Consider the following 20404-nt stretch of genomic DNA (forward strand, 5'->3'; position numbering starts at 1 on the left):
GTTGACGCATGACTCCTGGACCTGATCTGCAGCAACTCATCGACACCATCCGCACCGACACCGGCAACGACGACGTACTGGACCAACTCGCGACCGCGTCCAGCACGATCACCGATCTGACCGCGACCTCCGACGCTGCGCTCGGCTACTTCGTCGATCGCGCCCGCAGTTCGGGCAAGTCGTGGGTCGAGATCAGCGCGGTGCTCGGCGTCAGCAAGCAGGCCGCGCACAAGCGGTTCTCGGACTCCTGGCCGGTCAAGCTCGACCTCGAACGGTTCACGCTGCGGACGAAGGTGGTCATCCAGGCCGCCTCCGGCATCGCTCGTGAGCGCGGGCAGGGCTTCGTCGGCACCGAGCACCTGCTGCTCGGGCTGTTCACCGAGCCGCAGTCGGTCGCCACGCTGCTGATGATCGAGGCCGGCCTCACCGAGAACGACGTCCTGGCCGCGATCGACGCCGAGGCCCCGCCAACGGCTGCCGCCGAGGCAACCAGCGATGAGCTCCCGATGACCCCGCGCGCCTCGCACGTGATCGGCTACGCGACCGAGGAGGCCCTGCTGCTCGGCCACAACTACATCGGCACCGAGCATCTGCTGCTCGCCTTCTACAACTACCCGGGCGGCATCGCGGCCAAGGTGCTGAACCAGCTCGGCCTGTCCGAGGAGGCCGCGCGCGACGGCGTCCGGGCCGCGCTGGAGGAGCTGACCAAGGGCAAGTAGTTTGGCCTCGTGCCTGACTGGACCGCGAGACTGACGCACCTGGCCGCGAAGTACGACGTACCGGGCGCGGTGCTCGGTGTGTGGGTCGACGGCGAGCAGACGATCGCGCCGTACGGCGTGCTGAACCGGCGGACCGGCATCGAGACGACGGCCGACTCGGTGTTCCAGATCGGCTCGGTGACCAAGCCCTGGACGGCGACGATGATCGTCCAGCTGGCGGCCGAGGGCAAGGTCGCGCTGGACGACGCGGTGGTCAAACTGTTGCCTGAGGCATCGATCGACGAGCGGATCACTGTCCGCCACCTGCTGACGCACACCAGCGGGATCGACGGCGACGTGTTCACCGACACCGGACGCGGTGACGACTGCGTCGAGCGGTACGTCGCGCTGCTGGCCGACGTACCGCAACTGTTCGAGCCCGGTACGGCGTACTCGTACTGCAACGCCGGGTTCGTGCTGCTCGGCCGGATCATCGAGGTGCTCGACGGCCGGACCTGGGACGAGTCGCTCCGGGCCCGGCTGATCGAGCCGCTCGGACTCACCGCGACGGTGACGCTGCCGGAGGAGGCGATCCTGCATTGCGCGGCGGTCGGGCATCTGGCCAGCGACGGCTCCGTCGTGTCGACCTGGCAGCTGCCGCGCAGCATCGGGCCGGCCGGCCTGATCACGTCGACGGCCGAGGACCTGCTGAAGTTCGCGCAGCTGCATCTCGACCAGTACGCCGAGATGCGCGAGCCGCAGGTCGACTACCCGGGCGGGACCGGCGGAGTCGCCGAGATCGGGCTGGCCTGGCGGTTGTACGACTGGGAAGGGCGGCGACTGTTCGGGCACGACGGGTCGACGATCTCGCAGCTCGCGTTCCTGCGGATCGATCCGGAGGCGAGGATCGCGTTCTGCCTGCTGACGAACTCGGGCAAGGCGCCGGCGTTGTTCGACGAGCTGGCGACGGAGGTCTTCGCGCACTACACCGGTGTGGGCGTGCCGCCCGCGCCCGAGCCGGCTGCGCCGACCGGGCAAGCAGAGGCCGGGCAAGCAGAGGCCGGGCAAGCAGAGGCCGGGCAAGCAGAGGCCGGGGTGGCAGAGGGCGGCGCGGCAGAGACCGGTGCAGGCTTCGGTGGTCGGCACTTGGGGCGATACGCCCGGGAGAGTGTCGCGATGGAAGTCGAGCGGCGCGACGGGAAGCTCGTGCTCACCTACCAGGCGACCGGCGATCGGCTGGCGTTCGCCGAGGAGCCGGTGCACGAGTTCGAGCTGCTGCCGACCGAGCCGCTCGACGGCGACCACTTCGTCCTGCGCGATTCCGACGACCAGCCGTGGACGCCGATCACCTTCCGGCCGGCGTACTTGTTCACCTCCGGCCGCGTCACGCCGCGAGTCCAGGGATGAGCCTGCGCCCGGTCGATCTCGCCCGCAGGGTCGGGGTGTCGACCCAGCTGATCCGCAACTACGAAGCGGCCGGCGTACTGCCCGAGGCTCCGCGGACCGAGTCCGGCTATCGCCAGTACGACGAGCAGCACCTCGACGCGTTGCTGACCTATCGCGCACTCGCCCCGGGATTCGGTGCCGAGAGCTCGCAACTGATCATGCGCGCAGTCCATGACGGCGACATCGAGCTCGCACTCCGCGTGATCGACCAGAGCCACGCCGAGCTGCACGAACAACGGCGAGCGACCGACACAGCGAGTGAGGCACTCGGTGCGGCAGCCGAGCAGTTCCTCGATGGCCAGCCGGTCTCAGGCCCGCCGCTGCGCGTCGGCGAGCTGGCCCATCAGCTCGGGATCAGGACCTCCGCGCTGCGCGTCTGGGAGGCCGCCGGGCTGCTCATGCCGGCCCGGGAGCGCGGGACGAACTACCGCCGCTACCAGCCCGGTCAGGTCCGGGACGCGCGGATCATCCACATGCTGCGGCAGGGCCGGTACGGCTTCGACCAGATCCGGCCGGTGCTCGAGGGACTTCGCCGTACGGGGAGTACGGAGGCGCTCAGAGCAGCCGTTGCCGAGCGGAGAGCAGCGCATGATCGGCGTACGAGAGCAATGTTGCACGGTGCAGCCTTGTTGGATGCCTACCTCAACAGGTGAAATCCCGAGCCTTTCCTGGGGTGAGCGAGCTAACGTCGTCAGAGTGACTAGTGCACCTGCTGACCTTCCCCGGAAGGCCGGCGAGCTTCGCGCCGCCGGTTACCTTCCCCGCACCATCAAAGCCGAGATCCGCGACAACCTGCTGACCAAGCTGCGCGCCGGCGACGACCCGTGGCCCGGCATCGTCGGGTTCTCCCGAACCGTGATTCCCCAGCTCGAGCGGGCGCTGCTCGCCGGGCACGACGTCGTGCTGCTCGGTGAGCGTGGGCAGGGCAAGACGCGCCTGCTGCGCACGCTGATCGGGCTGCTCGACGAGTGGACGCCTGTGATCGAGGGGGCGGAGCTGCCCGAGCACCCGCTCGACCCGATCACGCCCGCGTCGAAACGCCGGGCCGCCGAGCTCGGCGACGACCTGCCGGTGACCTGGCTGCACCGCGACCTGCGGTACGCCGAGAAGCTGGCGACGCCGGACACCTCGGTCGGTGACCTGATCGGCGACGTCGACCCGGTCAAGGTCGCCGAGGGCCGCAGCCTCGGTGACCCCGAGACGATCCACTTCGGCCTGGTTCCCCGGGCGCACCGGGGGATCGTCGCGATCAACGAGCTGCCCGACCTGGCCGAGCGGATCCAGGTCGCGCTGCTGAACGTGATGGAGGAGCGCGACATCCAAGTCCGCGGTTACACGCTCCGGCTGCCGCTGGACGTGTTGCTGGTGGCAACGGCCAACCCCGAGGACTACACCAACCGCGGCCGGATCATCACGCCGCTGAAGGACCGCTTCGGCGCCGAGGTCCGGACCCACTACCCGCTCGACGTCGATGCCGAGGTGGACGTCGTCCGGCAGGAGGCGCACCTGACCGCCGAGGTCGGGGAGCCGCTGCTGGAGGTGCTGGCGCGGTTCGTCCGGCACCTGCGCGAGTCGACGGCGATCGACCAGCGGTCGGGTGTGTCCGCGCGGTTCGCTGTCGCGGCGGCTGAGACCGTTGCGGCTGCCGCGCTGCGGCGTAGTGCGATCACCGGTGAGGAGCCGGCCGTTGCGCGACCGGTCGATCTGGACGCGGTGCCCGCCGTACTGCGGGGCAAGCTGGAGTTCGAGCCGGGCGAAGAGGGCCGGGAGGTCGAACTGCTGGAGTACCTGCTGCGTCGATCGGTGGCCGACACGGCGCGGGAGCGGTTCGCCGGGCTGGACCTGACGCCGCTGGCGAATGCCGTTGCCGAGGGCCACTTGGTGACGACCGGCGAGCGGATTCCTGGCCGCGACGTACTGTCTGCTCTCCCCGAGCTGCCGGTGCTGCACGACGTCGCTGCTCGCGCGGGCGTCGAGCCGGACGACTCGCCAGGCCGGATCGCGGCCGCCGTGGAGCTCGCTCTGGAGGCGCTCTACCTGTCGAAGCGACTGGCCAAGGACGCCGACGACGACACGACGGTCTACGGGGCCTGACGTGCTGTCGACGAGCCCGGAAGGAGGGCTGAGATGACCGCTGCGATTCCCGAAGGCTGGTCGTACGGGCCCTGGCACGAAGGGCCTGATCCGCTGGCGCCGCCGGTGGATCTGCGGGACGCGCTGGACGAGCTCGGCCAGGACGTGATGGCCGGCTCGTCGCCGCGGTCCGCGCTGGAGGAGCTGCTCCGCCGCGGCACCCGGAACACGCAAGGCCTGGACGATCTCACCCGCCGGCTCTGGGAGCGGCGACGGGAGATCCAGTCCCGGCACAACCTCGAAGGCACTCTGCGCGACGTCCAGCGCTTGCTCGACGAAGCGCTGGAGGCCGAGCGGCACGACCTGTTCCCGAACCCGTCCGACGACGCCCGGTTCCGGGAGGCGCAGCTCGACGCGCTTCCGGCCGGTACGGCGGCCGCCGTACGGGAGCTGGCGGAGTACGACTGGCAGTCACCTCAGGCGCGGCAGAAGTACGAGGAGATCCGCGAGCTGCTCGGCAAGGAGCTGCTCGGGTCGCGCTTCGAGGGCATGAAGGAGGCCCTGCAGAACACGACACCCGAGGACGTTGCGCGGGTCAACGAGATGCTGGCCGATCTCAACGCCCTGCTGGCCGCGCACGCGCAGGACCGGCCGGACGTGGACCAGCTGTTCGAGCAGTTCATGGCCAAGCACGGCGAGTTCTTCCCGGAGAACCCGCGGACCGTCGACGAGCTCATCGACGCGCTGGCCCGGCGAGCAGCCGCGGCGCAACGGATGATGAACTCGATGACGCCGGAGCAGCGAGCCGAATTGGCCCAGCTCTCGCAGCAGGCGTTCGGCAGTCCTGAGCTGTCGCAGCAGTTGTCGCAACTGGATTCGCAGCTGCAGGCGCTGCGGCCGGGCGAGGACTGGTACTCCGGTGAGCGGATGAGCGGCGACGACCCGCTCGGCCTGGCCGAGGGTGCGAAGGCGATGAACGACCTGGCCGAGCTGGACGCGTTGGCTGAGCAGCTGTCGCAGTCCTACCCGGGTGCTCGGTTGGAGGACATCGATCTGGATGCCCTGACCCGGCAGCTCGGGGACGAGGCGACGGTCGACGCTCGGCGGCTGAGTGAGTTGGAGCGCGAGCTGCGCAACCAGGGCCTGCTGGAGCGTGCTCCGGACGGCGCGCTGCGGCTGTCGCCGAAGGCACTGCGGCAGCTCGGGCAGACCGCGCTGTCCGACGTACTGCGGGCTGCTCGTGGGCAGTCGGGCGAGCGGGAGTCCGCGTCGGCCGGTGCCGCGGGGGAGTTGAGTGGATCGACTCGCCAGTGGCAGTTCGGCGACACCCAGGCCTGGGACGTGCCGAAGACCGTGCGCAACGCCGTACTGCGGACCGCTGGGACCACTGGCCGGGTGAAGCTCGACGTGGGCGACGTGGAGATCGCCGAGACCGAGCACCGGGCCCGCGCCGCGGTCGCGTTGCTGGTGGACACCTCCTGGTCGATGGTCCAGGAGAACCGCTGGCTCCCGATGAAGCGGACGGCGCTCGCGCTGCACCAGCTCATCTCGACCCGCTACCGCAACGACGCGCTCCAGCTGATCACCTTCGGCCGGTACGCCGGGGTGGTGGAGCTGCCGCAGCTCATCGGGCTCGAAGGCACCTGGGAGCAGGGCACCAACGCGCACCACGCGCTGCTGCTCGCGGGCCGGCACCTCCGGCGGCACCCGGACGCGCAACCCGTCGTACTGATGGTGACGGACGGGGAGCCGACGGCTCACCTGGAGCCGGACGGTACGGCGGAGTTCTCGTACCCGCCGGAGCCGGCGACGCTGCGCAAGACGATCTTCGAGGTGGACCGGCTCGCCAAGCTCGGTGCGTCGCTGACCGTCTTCCGGCTCGGCGACGACCCGCGGCTGGAGAAGTTCGTCGATCTGCTCGCGCGCCGCAGCGGCGGTCGCGTGCTCGCGCCGGACGCCGACGGCCTCGGTGCCGCGGTGGTCGGTGACTACCTGAGGACGCGCCGCAAGCTCTGAGCTCGGACAGACCCCGAAGCAGGGTGTGTACCCACCTCGAAGGTGGGTGACACCCTGCTTCGGCGTTTCGACGGAAAAACGTCTCGATGTCCTGCGTTGTCAACGTGGTAAGGGTTTTCCGCCGATTCCCGTGTGGGGAGAGTCACGGTCTCAACGTGAGACCAGTGTTCAAGTGGACTGGTTTTTGGGCTTACTCTGAAAAAACGCCCCCGCCACCGGAGTCGACGGGCCAGCGGTCACCATGCCGCGCCCTTTCCCGCATCGCTCGAACACCTGGGAGTGACTGTGCCGAAACTCGTCTACGACTTCGCTGAAGGCAACAAGGACATGAAGGAGCTCCTCGGTGGCAAGGGGGCGAACCTGGCCGAGATGACCAACATCGGGCTGCCGGTGCCTCCCGGCTTCACCATCTCCGCCGAGGCCTGCAAGGTCTACCTGGCCACCGGTTCGGTGCCCGCGGAGCTGGCTGACGAGATCGACCATCACGTCGACGCGCTGCAGCAGAAGATGGGCAAGAAGCTCGGCCAGGCCGACGACCCGCTGCTCGTCTCGGTCCGCTCCGGAGCTGCCGTGTCGATGCCCGGCATGATGGAGACCGTCCTCAACGTCGGCCTGAACGACGACTCGGTGAACGGCCTCGCGCACCAGTCCGGCAACGCCCGCTTCGCCTGGGACGCCTACCGGCGGCTGATCCAGATGTTCGGCAAAACCGTGCTGGGCATGGAAGGCGACGTCTTCGAGGACGCGATCGAGGCGGCCAAGCAGGCCAAGGGCACCAAGAACGATCTCGACCTGGACGCCGACGACCTCAAGGCGCTGGTCGACAACTTCAAGGCCGCCGTCCGTGAGCACACCGGCCGCGACTTCCCGCAGGACCCGCGCGAGCAGATGGACCTGGCGACCGAGGCGGTGTTCGGCTCGTGGAACTCCGAGCGCGCCATCCTCTACCGCCGCCAGGAGCGGATCGCGGCCGACCTCGGCACCGCGGTCAGCGTCTGCTCGATGGTCTTCGGCAACCTCGGCATGGACTCCGGCACCGGCGTCGCGTTCACCCGTGACCCGTCCAGCGGCCAGCCCGGCGTGTACGGCGACTACCTGCAGAACGCGCAGGGCGAGGACGTCGTGGCCGGCATCCGCAACACCGTGCCGCTGGCCGATCTCGAGCAGATCGACAAGACGTCGTACGACGCGCTGATGGAGATCATGGCCACGCTCGAAGGCCACTACAAGGACCTGTGCGACATCGAGTTCACCGTCGAGCGCGGCAAGCTGTGGATGCTGCAGACCCGCGTCGGCAAGCGGACCGCGGCGGCCGCGTTCCGGATCGCGACCAGCCTGGTCGACGAGGGCATGATCGACACCGACGAGGCGCTCAAGCGGGTCAAGGGCGCGCAGCTCGCGCAGTTGATGTTCCCGCGGTTCGACTCCGACGCGTCGAAGGAGCTGATCACCAAGGCGATCGGGGCTTCGCCGGGCGCCGCCTCCGGCAAGGTCGTGTTCACCTCGGCCGCCGCTGTCGAGGCTGCTGACCGTGGCGAGAAGGTCATTCTGGTACGCCGGGAGACGAACCCCGACGACCTGCACGGGATGATCGCGGCGCAGGGGATCCTGACCAGTCGCGGCGGCAAGACGTCCCACGCGGCCGTGGTCGCGCGGGGGATGGGCAAGACCTGCGTGTGTGGCGCCGACGAGCTCGACGTCAACGTCGCGGCCGAGAAGGTCACCGTGAACGGGACGACGTTCGGGCCGGGCGAGATGATCTCGATCGACGGGACCACCGGTGAGGTGTTCCTCGGCGAGGTACCGGTCGTGCCGTCGCCGGTCGTGCAGTACTTCGAGGGGTCACTCGCGCCGGACGCCGGGGACGAGTTGGTGGCGGCGGTGCACCGGTTGATGACGCATGCCGACGAGATCCGGCGGCTCGGCGTACGGACGAACGCGGACACCGCTGACGACGCGGCGCGGGCTCGGCGGTTCGGTGCCCAGGGCATCGGTCTGTGCCGGACCGAGCACATGTTCCTCGGCGAGCGGCGGGAGTCGGTCGAGCGGTTGATCCTGTCCGAGAACGACGCCGAGCGGGACGCGGCGCTGGCCGAGCTGGAGCCCTTGCAGCGCGGGGATTTCCTGGAGCTGCTGGAGGCGATGGACGGGCTGCCGGTGACGATCCGGTTGATCGACCCGCCGCTGCACGAGTTCCTGCCGTCGATGGAGGACCTCGCGGTGAAGGTCGCGCTGGCCAAGGAGCGCGGCGAGGAGCCGGGGCACGACGTCAAGCTGCTGGCCGCGGTCCAGCGGCTGCACGAGCAGAACCCGATGCTCGGGCTGCGCGGCGTACGGCTCGGGCTGATGATTCCCGGGCTGTTCGCGATGCAGGTGCGGGCGATCGCTTCCGCGGCGGCCGAGCTGCGGAAGGCCGGCAAGGATCCGCGGCCGGAGATCATGATCCCGCTGGTCGGTGCGATCCAGGAACTGCAGTTGGCGCGTGACGAGGTCGAAGGCGTGCTGAACGAGGTCGCCGAGGCGTCCGGCGTGGAGTGGACCACCCCGATCGGCACGATGATCGAGTTGCCGCGGGCCGCGGTGATCGCGGATCAGATCGCTGAAGCCGCCGACTTCTTCTCCTTCGGGACCAACGACCTGACCCAGACGACCTGGGGCTTCAGTCGCGACGACGTCGAGGGGTCGTTCTTCTCGCGCTACCTGGAGAAGGGCATCTTCGCCGTCTCGCCGTTCGAGTCGATCGACCGCGAGGGCGTCGGCAGCCTGGTCCGCACGGGCGTCGAGCGCGGCCGGGCCACCCGCCCGGACCTCAAGCTCGGCATCTGCGGCGAGCACGGCGGCGACCCGGACAGCATCCACTTCTTCCACGAGGTCGGACTGGACTACGTCTCCTGCTCGCCGTTCCGCATCCCGGTCGCCCGCCTGGAGGCGGGCCGCGCCACCCTCGACTGATCGCGGGCACGGGCGTCGTACACAGTCCGTACGACGCCCTCCGCGCGCTAGCCTGCTCGCATGGGGCGGTTGGAGTTGCGGGAGACGTTCGGCGAGGACGCGGAGTTGTACGACCGCGTGCGGCCGTCGTACCCGATCAGGATGTACGACGAGGTCGCGCGGAGGCTCGGACCGGTCGCGCGGCCGCGGGTGCTGGAGATCGGCTGCGGGACCGGGCAGGCGACCGTGCCGATGGTGCGGCGCGGCTGGTCGGTCAAGGCCGTAGAGCTGAGTCCGGCGCTCGGTGGGATCGCACGCGACAAGCTGCCCGAGCTCGAGGTGATCGTCGCGGACTTCGACACCTGGCCGCTGCCGGCCGAGCGGTTCGACCTGGTGCTGTCGGCGACGGCGTTCCACTGGCTCGACCCCGCGACCCGCGTCGGCAAGGCGGCCGACGCGTTGCGGCCGGGCGGCGTACTGGCTGTGGTGTCGACGCATCACGTCGCCGGTGGGAGCTCGGAGTTCTGGACCGAGGTCCGGGGTTGCTACGAGCGGTTCACCGACGACGCCGACCGGAGCGTTATGCCGACAGGGGACTCGATTACGGGCGACGAGGACGAGATCGCGGCCTCCGGGCGGTTCGAGCCGGCGCAGGTCCGTCGGTACGAGTGGGAGCTGACCTATTCGGCGGCCCAGTACCTGGATTTGTTGTCGTCGTATTCGGGGCATCGGGCCTTGACAGACCAGGCGCGTGACGGTCTGTACAGCTGTATCCGGGCCTTGATCGAGGCATCCGGCGGTTCGGTCACTAAGCGTTACCTGACGCTGCTGACCGCAGCAAATCGTCTTCACCAACCTCTTGCGTTGGGCTGATCCGGCAGTCCAAGATAGCCGGGCGGGAAGGGCATCACACGTCGACTTTCGGGTCTGACTCGAACCAGCCGCTGTGGCGGCTCGTGACTCCCTTCCCGCACCAAATTCCCTTGTCTGGTTGGGTTTTCGCGCGCTCTAGTAGAGTTGCGGGCATGGCCATCTTCGCTGTGCAGCTGAAGTTCGACGCGTCCGACTCCGAGGCGCGGATGCAGGTCCGACCGGCCCACCGGGACTACCTGGCTTCCCTCAAGGAAGCCGGCAAGCTCGTCGAGGCCGGACCGTTCGCCGACGAGTCCGGCGCGCTGCTGATCTACGACGTCGCGGACGAGGCCGAGATGCGCGACATCCTGGCGAAGGACCCGTACACCCCGGCCGGGGTGTACGAGCTGGCCACGCTCAAGGAGTGGAACCAGGTCTTCACTGCTTAGGCTTCCGCGGCCTCGAGGTCCAGGTAGTCGACGTACGCCCAGAACCAGCTGAGCGGGCCGAGCACCAGCTCCGGCTCGCCGCCGTCGTCCTCGATGAACAGCAGGGTGCCGGTGCCGCCTTTGATGTCCTCGAGGACGGCGCCGCAGACCTCGAGCGCGGCCTCGAACGGGACCAGCTCGGGCCCGCTCTCCCAGCGCGGCCTCGGCAGCGGCAGCACCGGCGCGTCGTCGGTGCCGTCCATGTCGACCGAGACCTGCTGCAGCATCTCGTACAGGTCGTAGGAGATCAGCCCGGCCAGCGGGTGTCCGTCGACGCCGATCAGGTACGGGTCGTCGGCGCCGCCGCGGAAGCTGTCGCGCACCTGCGGCAGCGCAGCGGCCAGGTCGTCGATCTCCAGGTACGGCGCTTCGCTGAGCTCTTCGTCCTCGTCGTCGCTCATCAGCCCGCTGCGCATCTGGTCGAACTGGTGCAGCAGCTCGGACAGCTCCTCGTGGGCGCCGCCGTTCGGGGCCTTCTGCGCGCGCTCCTCGAGTCCGCGCAGGTGCTCGATCAGGTCGTCCTCGAAGTGCAGGTCGTACTTCGGCAGCCCGGGCTCACGGCCGGCGTTGATCTGCGCGACCAGCTGCGTGGAGATCGGGCCGAGCCGCTCGGCGAGTACCTCGAGCGGCGTGGTCGGCTTCTCCTCCTCGTCGTGCGCGCAGGAGTCGTCCTCCTCGGTGCTGCCGCCCTCCATCGCGAGCAGCACGGAGAACGCCGGGAAGGCGATCAGCGCGGCGGTCGCGAGCATGCCGTCGCCGATCAGCATCAGCGGGTTCCCGCCGGCCTCGGTGCGACGCAGGTGGTCGGGCAGCAGGACAGCCGCCTGCTCGACGTTCACCTGGCTGGCCAGCGAGCTGAGCCCGTGGTCGGTGTCGACACCGAGCTGCTCGACCAGGGTCTCCGAGCTCATGTCGAAGTTCGAGCGCAGGTAGTACCGCAGCCAGCCGGCGTCGACCGGGTTGCCGAGCAGCTCGGCGATCCGGGCGCGGAAGTCGGCCAGGTCCGCGATCGCCAGCACGACCAGCACCGGCTGGTCGCCGTCACCGATCACCAGCGGGCGGGTGTCGCCGTTGTGGAAGCCCTCGATCACCTGCGCGAGGCTGTCGGCGGCTGCTTCGAGAGGCCAGGACTCGGCCTCGAACTCGGTCACACCGGCGGCGGTGCTGACGTCGTCGGGCATCTGCTGGTCCTCTCCGATGGCGGCGGCGGGGTGGCGCTAACTGTAAGGGGCGGACGTTCTACCGGGGGTGGCCGGTCGGTGCGGCGTGATATTGGCTACCCTGTGAGCGGCGGGTCGGTGCAGGGGTATCTCACATGTGAGATAAGGTCCGGCGCATGACCGATGACTACCTGAGCCGGATCGGCAACCTGATCCGGGACGCCCGTAAGCACCGCGGCTGGACGCAGACCCAGCTCGCCGATGTGCTCGGCACCAGCCAAAGTGCTGTCAACCGGATCGAAAAGGGTCATCAGAACCTCACTCTCGAGATGCTCGCCCGGATCGGCGAAGCACTCGACTCCGAGATTGTCTCTCTCGGTGGCGGTCCGGTCCACCTCCGTGTCGCAGGTGGCCGGCAGTTGTCCGGATCGATCGACGTCAAGTCGTCCAAGAACGCCGGCGTCGCGCTGCTGTGCGCCAGCCTGCTGAACAAGGGCCGCACCACCCTGCGCAAGGTCGCGCGCATCGAAGAGGTCAACCGGCTGCTCGAGGTCCTGAACTCGATCGGCGTGAAAACCACCTGGCTGAACGACGCCGGCGACCTGGAGATCGTCCCGCCGGAGCACCTGAACCTCGGCGGCATGGACGCCGAGGCTGCCCGTCGTACCCGCAGCATCATCATGTTCCTCGGACCGTTGCTGCACCGCGAGGACACCTTCGCCCTGCCGTACGCCGGTGGCTGCGACCTCGGCACCCGGACCGTCGAGCCGCACATGTCCGCGCTGCGCCCGTTCGGCCTGGAGATCAAGGCGACCGCGGGGGAGTACCACGCGGTGGTCAACCGGGCCATCACACCGGGCAAGCCGATCGTCCTGACCGAGCGCGGCGACACCGTGACCGAGAACGCGATCATGGCCGCCGCCCGGTACGACGGCGTGACGGTGATCCGCAACGCCTCGTCCAACTACATGGTTCAGGACCTCTGCTTCTACCTGGACCTGCTCGGCGTGAAGATCGACGGCGTCGGCTCGACCACGCTGACCGTGCACGGCCGGCCGGAGATCGACGTCGACGTCGACTACGCGCCGTCCGAGGACCCGATCGAGGCGATGAGCCTGCTCACCGCGGCGATCGTCACCAGCTCGGAGATCACCATCCGGCGCGCGCCGGTGGAGTTCCTGGAGATCGAGCTGGCGCTGCTGGAGGAGATGGGCCTGGACTACAGCCGCTCCGAGGAGTACCTGGCCGAGAACGGCCGGACCCGGCTCGTCGACCTGACCACCCGTCCGTCGACGCTGCACGCGCCGATCGACAAGATCCACCCGATGCCGTTCCCCGGGCTGAACATCGACAACCTGCCGTTCTTCGCGGTGATCGCGGCGACGGCGACCGGCCAGACCCTGATCCACGACTGGGTCTACGAGAACCGCGCGATCTACCTGACCGACCTGAACAAGCTCGGCGGCCGCGTCAAGCTGCTCGACCCGCACCGCGTGATGGTCGAGGGCCCGACGCACTTCTCCGGCGCCGAGATCATGTGCCCGCCGGCGCTGCGCCCGGCCGTCGTCACGCTGATCGCGATGATGGCCGCCAAGGGGACCTCGGTGCTGCGGTCGGTGTACGTGATCAACCGTGGTTACGAGGATCTGGCGACGCGGCTCAACTCGCTGGGCGCGTCGATCGAGACGTTCCGCGACATCTGAGGGCGCTCATGGTCGCCGACCTCGTCGGTGGCGGCCTGAGGCCCGCGTGGTCGCCGACCTTGTCGGTGGCGGCCTGAGACCCGCGTGGTCGCCGACCTTGTCGGTGGCGGCCTGAGTCGAACAAGTACCGGCCCCCGGTCGGTGGCCGGTACTTGTTCGTGAGCCGCTGGACGGTCAGGTCCGCGCAGCAGTCCACGCCGGGTCGCGCCCGGTCAGCGTGAGGAAACGGTCGCTGGGCGACACGTCGTCGGCGGTCTCCAGGACCGGGGCGAAGGAGCTGCCGGCCGGCCTGTCCTTGGGGATCGCGTCGGCGTACCGGATCGCCGCTTCCGCAAGCTGCGGCGGGATCGGGTCGTCGAGGCCGATCGCCTTCGCGATGTCCCAGCCGTGCGCCAGGTAGTCGACGAAGTGCATCGTGATCGCCGTACGGGCCGGGAAGACGCCGAACTCGCGGACCTCGACCGGTGCGTCCAGTTCGGCGACGCGGAATGCGCCGGTCACCAGGTTCACGGACTCCGCGAACGCGTCCAGCGCCGTCTCCGGCTGCCCGGGCCGCCAGATCTCGCGGTTGATCGCGCCGGGCGGGTTGATGATGTTCGCCGCGAAGCCGCGGTTCTCGGCGACCTGGTGGGCGAGCAGTTCGCCCAACGTCCACTCGCTGCACGGCGTCGGCAGCCCGAGCTGATCGGGCTGTACCTGCGCGACCACCGCCAGGCACATCACCGCGGCCGCTTCGTCGAGAGCTCGGGGATCGGTCACAGACTCCTCATTCCACAGTGATGGGTTCGAGCGATCGTATGCGTCGAGGTGGCGGGAAGTCGCCGGTTCGAAGGGATCGCGGGGCGTGGATCCGCTGTTATGGTGCCCGCATGAGGGGATGGATCGCGCCCTTGGTGGCGCTGAATCCTGGTCCCGACCGCAGCCTGTACGGCGGTGTGGCTGCGGTGTCCACCGCGCTGCCGATCGTGGTCGGGCAGGCCGTTGGACAAGGGGCCGTGGGGTTGGTCGCGAGCATGGGCGCACTGGCAGCCCTGTACGGCGATCACGGCACGGCTCGGCAAGAGCTCGCGGTCGTCAGCACCGCTGCGGTGGGGGTGACGGCCGGGCTTGCGGTCGGCGTCGCGACGTCCGGCCATCCAGTACTCGCGGTCGTCGTGACTGCCCTGTGGGCTGTCGTCGTCACCGTCGTGTGCCGAGTGCTCGGGGCGCGCCAGCCGGGCATCTTGATGTTCGTCCTGGTGTGCGCGGTCGGTACGACGCTGCCCGCCGCGAAGGGCGGCTCATGGATCCTCGGCGTCGCCGTCGTCAGCCTGTTCGCCACGCTCCTCACAGGAATCGCCGTCGCGATCCGCACCGCGATCAAGCACGGCCCGGTCGCCGCCCCGCCGCCGACCATGACGGCCGCGTTGCCCAACGGCCCATGGCTGGGCGTCCGCGGACTTCCGCATGAACTCCGACTGCTGCCGCACTCGGCCGTTCCCCTGATGGCTCTCCGCGTAGGCATCGCCGTACTGGTCGCCGGAGGGCTGTCCTTGGCATTTCAGTTGCCGATGCCCGCGTGGGCGATGACGGTCGCCGCCGCGATCCTCACGCAGGGAACCTTCGCACTCAGCGCCGACCGACGAGCACTGCTCACCGGCGTCGGTACGGCGGTCGGCTGTCTGCTCGCCGGGGTGCTGGTGCTCATCCACCCGCGGGGCGTCTGGCTGGCGCTCATCCTCGCCGTACTGACCTACGTCATCGAACTAGCCGTCGTCCGCAACTTCGCCCTCGCGATGGTCTTCATCACCCCGCTCGCCGTGCTGCTGGTCGACGCGGCCGGGCCGTTCCCGAACCCGCTGACGCTGGTGTGGACGCGGCTCCTGGAGACTCTCATCGCCTGCTTGGCGGCTGTCGCGGTGGGCCAGCTCGTCTCCCGCAGGTGGGCCGTTCGCCAGCGCGTGAACGCGGTGAGTGCCGTGCTGGTGGCAGCCACCGATGCTGTCGCGACGTCGGCGTTGCCGACGGCTGCCGCGGTGTTGCAGCGGGCTCGGTGGAACCTGCTGCTGGTGAACGAGCGCACGGCGGGTGAGCGGCCAGGGATCCGGGAAGCTGTGGCGCCGCTCGATGGGGTGGTCGAGGAGACGCTGCAGGTCGCCGCGCAGGTTCTGGGTGAGGCGCCGTCGGGCGAATCGTCGGAGGTCCAGGCGGCACTTCGGCGTATCGCAGGAACGCTCGATGGACGGTCGGGCGGGACGGCGAGCTAGGCGCGCGTCGGCAGTACGTCGTACTGGTGTGTGGGCAGGTCTCGGCGGGTGCGGATGGGGGAGCAGAGGAGGACCAAGCCGGCCAGCGGGATGCCGGCGGTGGTGATCCAGAGGGCGGGCGTGAGGCCGAGGAATTGGCCGAGGGTGCCGCCCAGGAGAGCGCCTAGCGGGATGGTGCCGTAGTTGACGAAGGAGGACGTGGCGGTCAGGCGGCCTAGCAGGGCTGGTGGGCAGTAGGACTGGTAGAAGGTGGCCTTGATGACGTTCCCGGCGACTACGCCGACGCCGATGGAGAACGCGCCGGCCAGGTAGAACCAGGGGCTGATCGTGCTCAGGGGGATGAGTAGGGCGAGCGTCGGCAGGCCTAGTTCGGCGACGAGGATGGTGCGGGCGGTGCCGAGGCGGGTCATCAGGCGGCGGGCGGCGAACGCGCCGATGATGCCGCCGCTGCCGGCTGCGGCGATGAGCGCGCCGACTGTGCCGGGGGTGAGGCCGACTTCGCGGACGAGGAAGACGACGGCGATCGACTGGTAGCCCATCAGGGCCAGGTTCGAGACCGCGCCGAAGAGTGTGAGGGTGCGGAGCCAGACGTCCTGCGCGACCAGGCGGAGGCCTTCGCCGATCTCGGCGCTGATCGTGAGGCGGCGTACCGGCGTAGGAGATGGTTCGCTGGGGAGGGTCGGCGTACGGCGTGGTTCGCGGTGGCGGATCGCGGCCAGGCAGGCGACTGCGACCAGGAAGGTGGCGGCGTCGACCAGGAGGCCGTTGACCGGGCCGGCGAGTTGGATGATCAGGCCGCCGCAGCCGGCGCCGGCGATCTGGGCGGCGGAGGCGCTGCCGTGGAGTTTGGCGTTGCCCTCGGCGTGGTCGACCGGGTCGATCAGCGTCGGGAGGTACGCCGTGTAGGCGGTCTGGAAGAGGACGGCGGCGACGCCGGTCAGTACGACGGCCGCCAGCAGGAGGTGGACGGTCAACAGCTCGGCCAGGTGGGCGAGCGGGACCAGCGCGAGCAGCAGGAACGACGACGCCGCGGCGGTCAGCATGATCGGGCGACGCGGGAGGCGATCGACCCAGGCCCCGACCGGGAGCCCGATCACCAGCCAAGGCAGCCAGGCGAACGCCGTCAGGAGGCCGACCTGGAAAGTCGTTGCATCGAGCACCGAAATCGCAACCAGCGGGATCGCAACCCCGGACACCGCGGTGCCGAAACGGCTTGCCGTCTCCCCGGTCCACAACAATCGAAAGTCCCGATGCCTCCGCAGGAGACTCATTGGTCCGGGTCTCTCGGGAACGACTGGAGCTGGACGATGATCGGCTTCGCGTTCTCTCCCGGCTCGACCGACTTGTACCGATCGATCACCGCCGCCAGTTCGTCGTTCAAGGCAGTCAACTGCTCCGGCGCCAGCCGCAGGTCGCGCCAGTCCGACAGCGCCGCCGCGTGCTGCCACTCGCCCGGCCAGTTCTCCTCGACGTACGCCTGCACTCGCGCGTAGTACCGCTGCACCAGATGCTGCAGATACACCCGCAGCGCCCCGCTCGTCTCCGGATCGTCGCGGAACTCCGAGGGATCCAGCACCGTCTGCCCCCGCGGCACCCTCCACCACCGCTCGCGCCGCGTGCCGCGCTCGGTGTCCTCCTCGATGTAGCCGTGCTCGGCGAGCAGCCGCAGGTGCCAGCTGATCGTGCCCGTGTTCTCCCCGAGGCGCGCCGACAGCGTGCTCGACGTGGCCGGCCCGTCCAGCTCCAGCGCTTCCAGGATCGTCATCCGCAGGGGATGGGCCAGGCCGCGCAGGCTCCGTGCATCGATCTTCCGCATGTTGCAGAGGATACTCTGCAAAGGAGTCTCTGCAACCCCTAAATTGTCGGTGCCGCCGCCTACGGTCTGAAGCATGCGGCCACATGTGGTGGGTCATCTGGCAATCTCGCTCGACGGCGTGACGGCCGGTTTCGCCGTGGACCTGGCGCGGTTCTACGCGATGGCGACCCTCTGGCAGGAGGACGTCACGCTCACCGGCGCGGACACGATCCTCGCCCAGGAATCGGCGATCAGATCGGCCCCACAGCCAGGCCCTCGCGAGAAGGCCCCGCTGCTCGCCGTCGTCGACAGCCGCGCGCGGGTCCGCGAGTGGGACCGTCTGCGCGCGACCGGCCACTGGTCCGACGTACTGGCCTTGTACGCCGACCAGACGCCGGCCCGCCCGCCCGACAGTCGGACCCGCGAGTTGATCACCGGCTATGAACGCGTCGATCTCGACGAGACGCTGCAGCTGCTCGGCAAGCATCACGACGCGCGCGTGGTGCGCGTCGACAGCGGCGGCACGCTGCTCGGCGTACTGCTCGAACAAGGCCTGATCGACGAGCTCAGCCTGCTGATCCACCCAGTGGTCGTCGGCGAAGGTCCGCGCTGGCAGGGCGGGTTCACCGACCGGCTCGACCTCGGCCTGGCCAACGTCGAGATCTTCGAGGGCGGTGTCGTCTGGCTGCGCTACTGCATGACCTAGGTTTGGCTCCCCGGATAAACTGGGTACACTGTACGAAGTTAATCCGAGGAGGGGTTCGATGACGGGTTTTGAACCGACCGAGGCCGACGTCGCGAGCGTGCTGGCCTGGTTCGAGCAGTACGACGCACTGGCGGCGGCGAAGGACTACGACGGGATGGCCGAGCTGGCGGTCTTCCCGCTGAACGAGGTCACCGACGACGGCCAGGGCCACGGCTCGGCGACGCAGTCGAGTCGCGAGGCGTACCTGGCGCAGATGGCCCAGGTGATGGGCGGCGCGGAGGACGTCAAGCTGGACACCGTGCGCACGCCGCACTTCCTGTCCGACGCGCTGGTCTTCGTGATCAGCGACGGCACGATGACGTACGCCGGCAACACCACGCCGATCCGGTACGGCGACCTGCTGCTCAGGACCGATGGCGGGTGGAAGTTCCAGACCATGGTTCAGGGAGGGTGGGGCTGACGTTCGCCTGAATGTCGGTGCCGCCCAGTAGTTTGAACTGTGATGAGGAAGCAGTCTGAGGGGTACGACGAGCACGACGCCGAGCGCTGGGTGCCCGAGCCGGTCAAACGGCCGGGGAGGACGGCCTTCGCGCGTGATCGTGCGCGCGTGCTGCACAGTGCCGGCCTGCGCCGCCTGGCGGCCAAGACCCAGGTGGCGACGGCCGGCAGTGACGACTTCGTCCGCAACCGCCTGACGCACAGCCTCGAGGTCGCCCAGATCGGCCGCGAGCTGGCCGGCACGCTCGGCTGCGATCCCGACATCGTCGACGCCGCGTGCCTGGCGCACGACCTCGGCCACCCGCCGTTCGGGCACAACGGTGAGCGGGCGCTGGACCAGATCGCGGCCGACATCGGCGGGTTCGAGGGCAACGCGCAGACCCTGCGCCTGCTCACCCGGCTGGAGTCGAAGGCCTTCACCGCCGACGGCCGCAGCGCGGGGCTCAACCTGAGCCGCGCGACCCTCGACGCCGCGACCAAGTACCCCTGGGCGCGGCGCGAGGGCCAACGGAAGTTCGGCGTGTACGACGACGACCTGGCCGTCTTCGAGTGGCTCCGGCAAGGGCTCGGTGACGAGCGCTGCCTGGAGGCGCAGGTGATGGACTTCGCCGACGACGTCGCGTACTCGGTGCACGACGTCGAGGACGGGATCGTTGCTCACAGCATCGATCTGGACCGGGTCGGAGCCGAGCGTGCGCCGTACTGGGAAACCGTTCGCGAGGCCTATCTGCCGGACGGCGAGGACGCCCAGCTCGACGAAGCATGGGCGCGGCTCACCGCGTTGCCGTACTGGCCGACCGGTCCGTTCGACGACAGCCGTCGCGCGCTCGGCGGGCTCAAGGACCTGACCAGTCAGCTGATCGGACGGTTCTGTACGGCGGCCGAGCAGTCCACCCATGCGCGCTTCGGCCGGCGCTCCCGGCTTGTTCGGTACGACGCCGACCTTGTTGTCCCCGACGGCACCCGTGCCGAGATCGCGCTGCTCAAGGGCATCGGGATGTTCCACGTCCTCAACTCGCCCGAACGCCAGCGTCGCCGCGCCGTGCAGCGCGAGCTGCTCACCGAACTCGTCGAGGCCTTGGCGAAGACCGCGCCCGACAACCTCGACCTGCCCTTCGCCGCCGACTACCGCGCCGCCTCCGACGATGCCGCGCGCCTCCGCGTGCTGGTCGATCAAGTTGCCTCGCTCACCGATCCCTCGGCCCAGGCCTGGCACAGCGCGCTGACTGGCTGACCGCTGTTTGACAGAGACTTGAAAGCCGGCGCCCCTAGCGTCCTCGGATGTGCGGCCCTGATCGGGGCCTACGACAACCATCTGAGAGGGATTCCCATGCGTGCGATGAAGATCACGGCCACGGTTCTCGGCGCTGTCGCGCTGGCGGGCGCCGGTCAGCAGAGCTTCGCGGCATCGTCGCCGACGGCAACGACTCCGGCGACGGTGACTGCCGCCGCACCCGGCTGCATCGGCGCCAACTTCAACGAGAAGCGGGCGCTGAACTCCGGCGAGGCGATCTGTAACGGCAACTACCTGGTCCGCATGCAGCCGAACGGCGACCTCGTCCTGCGGGTGATCTCGACCGGCCGCGCCTGCTGGGCCAGCGGCACCCGCGCCGCGGGCGCGTCGGCGACGTTCCACGGCGGCAACATCCAGGCCGGCCTGCGCCCGTACGTGCAGATCGGGTCGACCCGCGTCGGCGGCGACTACAACCTCGGCGACCCGGGCACGAACGCGAACGTCAACTCCAAGGGCGAGTTCTGGATCGCGTACGCCAAGCGCGGGTGGTGCTGACCC

Annotated in this window: 18 protein-coding genes; 14 read left to right on the forward strand and 4 right to left on the reverse strand. The window is 69.3% G+C overall.

Features of this window, described 5'->3' with window-relative positions; translation table 11 throughout:
- Window positions 1–8: 8 nt before the first annotated feature.
- The 8 genes from ACYVIO_RS19685 to ACYVIO_RS19720 all read left to right on the forward strand — a co-directional run bounded on the left by ACYVIO_RS19685 (window position 9) and on the right by ACYVIO_RS19720 (window position 10465).
- Window positions 9–719 (forward strand): Clp protease N-terminal domain-containing protein, encoded by a 711-nt coding sequence (locus ACYVIO_RS19685; protein ID WP_460652292.1) that lies wholly within the window; start codon window positions 9–11, stop codon window positions 717–719.
- Between the two features lie 9 nt (window positions 720–728).
- Complete coding sequence (locus ACYVIO_RS19690) at window positions 729–2105, forward strand: serine hydrolase domain-containing protein (protein ID WP_460652293.1); 1377 nt, start codon at window positions 729–731, stop codon at window positions 2103–2105.
- A complete protein-coding gene (locus ACYVIO_RS19695) occupies window positions 2102–2797 on the forward strand; it encodes a MerR family transcriptional regulator (RefSeq protein ID WP_460652294.1) in 696 nt (231 codons plus the stop codon). Before ACYVIO_RS19690 ends, ACYVIO_RS19695 begins: the two co-directional genes overlap by 4 nt.
- A gap of 43 nt (window positions 2798–2840) precedes the next feature.
- Window positions 2841–4238, forward strand: coding sequence for an ATP-binding protein (locus tag ACYVIO_RS19700; protein ID WP_460652295.1), 1398 nt, complete (start codon window positions 2841–2843; stop codon window positions 4236–4238).
- Window positions 4239–4271: 33 nt separating this feature from the next.
- Window positions 4272–6233: a vWA domain-containing protein gene (locus ACYVIO_RS19705; RefSeq protein WP_460652296.1), complete on the forward strand. Its 1962-nt coding sequence runs from the start codon at window positions 4272–4274 to the stop codon at window positions 6231–6233.
- Between the two features lie 285 nt (window positions 6234–6518).
- Window positions 6519–9185, forward strand: a complete 2667-nt coding sequence (ppdK, locus tag ACYVIO_RS19710) for a pyruvate, phosphate dikinase (protein ID WP_460652297.1) — start codon at window positions 6519–6521, stop codon at window positions 9183–9185.
- 60 nt (window positions 9186–9245) lie between these two features.
- Window positions 9246–10037: a class I SAM-dependent methyltransferase gene (locus ACYVIO_RS19715; protein ID WP_460652298.1), complete on the forward strand. Its 792-nt coding sequence runs from the start codon at window positions 9246–9248 to the stop codon at window positions 10035–10037.
- Between the two features lie 152 nt (window positions 10038–10189).
- Window positions 10190–10465: a YciI family protein gene (locus ACYVIO_RS19720; protein WP_460652299.1), complete on the forward strand. Its 276-nt coding sequence runs from the start codon at window positions 10190–10192 to the stop codon at window positions 10463–10465.
- Here the strand turns inward: ACYVIO_RS19720 and ACYVIO_RS19725 are convergent.
- Window positions 10462–11685 carry a hypothetical protein gene (locus tag ACYVIO_RS19725; protein WP_460652300.1) on the reverse strand — a complete coding sequence of 408 codons (1224 nt, stop codon included), beginning with the start codon at window positions 11683–11685 and terminating at the stop codon, window positions 10462–10464. The genes ACYVIO_RS19720 and ACYVIO_RS19725 overlap by 4 nt on opposite strands.
- A gap of 155 nt (window positions 11686–11840) precedes the next feature.
- On the opposite strand from ACYVIO_RS19725, the gene ACYVIO_RS19730 reads away from it, so the two are divergent.
- Window positions 11841–13367, forward strand: coding sequence for a helix-turn-helix domain-containing protein (locus tag ACYVIO_RS19730; RefSeq protein ID WP_460652301.1), 1527 nt, complete (start codon window positions 11841–11843; stop codon window positions 13365–13367).
- Between the two features lie 174 nt (window positions 13368–13541).
- Here ACYVIO_RS19730 and ACYVIO_RS19735 read toward each other — a convergent pair whose 3' ends face one another.
- Window positions 13542–14126 (reverse strand): TIGR03086 family metal-binding protein, encoded by a 585-nt coding sequence (locus ACYVIO_RS19735; protein ID WP_460652302.1) that lies wholly within the window; start codon window positions 14124–14126, stop codon window positions 13542–13544.
- Between the two features lie 110 nt (window positions 14127–14236).
- Here ACYVIO_RS19735 and ACYVIO_RS19740 point away from each other — a divergent pair, with 110 nt between their 5' ends.
- Window positions 14237–15613, forward strand: coding sequence for an FUSC family protein (locus ACYVIO_RS19740; protein WP_460652303.1), 1377 nt, complete (start codon window positions 14237–14239; stop codon window positions 15611–15613).
- On the opposite strand, the gene ACYVIO_RS19745 is transcribed toward ACYVIO_RS19740, so the two are convergent.
- Window positions 15610–16884, reverse strand: a complete 1275-nt coding sequence (locus tag ACYVIO_RS19745) for an MFS transporter (protein ID WP_460652304.1) — start codon at window positions 16882–16884, stop codon at window positions 15610–15612. The genes ACYVIO_RS19740 and ACYVIO_RS19745 overlap by 4 nt on opposite strands.
- Window positions 16881–17429 (reverse strand): helix-turn-helix domain-containing protein, encoded by a 549-nt coding sequence (locus ACYVIO_RS19750; protein ID WP_460652305.1) that lies wholly within the window; start codon window positions 17427–17429, stop codon window positions 16881–16883. Before ACYVIO_RS19750 ends, ACYVIO_RS19745 begins: the two co-directional genes overlap by 4 nt.
- A gap of 73 nt (window positions 17430–17502) precedes the next feature.
- Here ACYVIO_RS19750 and ACYVIO_RS19755 point away from each other — a divergent pair, with 73 nt between their 5' ends.
- The 4 genes from ACYVIO_RS19755 to ACYVIO_RS19770 all read left to right on the forward strand — a co-directional run bounded on the left by ACYVIO_RS19755 (window position 17503) and on the right by ACYVIO_RS19770 (window position 20401).
- A complete protein-coding gene (locus ACYVIO_RS19755) occupies window positions 17503–18114 on the forward strand; it encodes a dihydrofolate reductase family protein (protein ID WP_460652306.1) in 612 nt (203 codons plus the stop codon).
- Window positions 18115–18172: 58 nt separating this feature from the next.
- Window positions 18173–18574, forward strand: a complete 402-nt coding sequence (locus ACYVIO_RS19760) for a Cif family virulence factor (protein WP_460652307.1) — start codon at window positions 18173–18175, stop codon at window positions 18572–18574.
- Window positions 18575–18616: 42 nt separating this feature from the next.
- Window positions 18617–19846 carry a deoxyguanosinetriphosphate triphosphohydrolase gene (locus tag ACYVIO_RS19765; protein WP_460652308.1) on the forward strand — a complete coding sequence of 410 codons (1230 nt, stop codon included), beginning with the start codon at window positions 18617–18619 and terminating at the stop codon, window positions 19844–19846.
- Between the two features lie 105 nt (window positions 19847–19951).
- Complete coding sequence (locus ACYVIO_RS19770; RefSeq protein ID WP_460652309.1) at window positions 19952–20401, forward strand: hypothetical protein; 450 nt, start codon at window positions 19952–19954, stop codon at window positions 20399–20401.
- Window positions 20402–20404 lie beyond the last annotated feature (3 nt).

The sequence above is a fragment of the Kribbella endophytica genome (genome assembly GCF_054781295.1).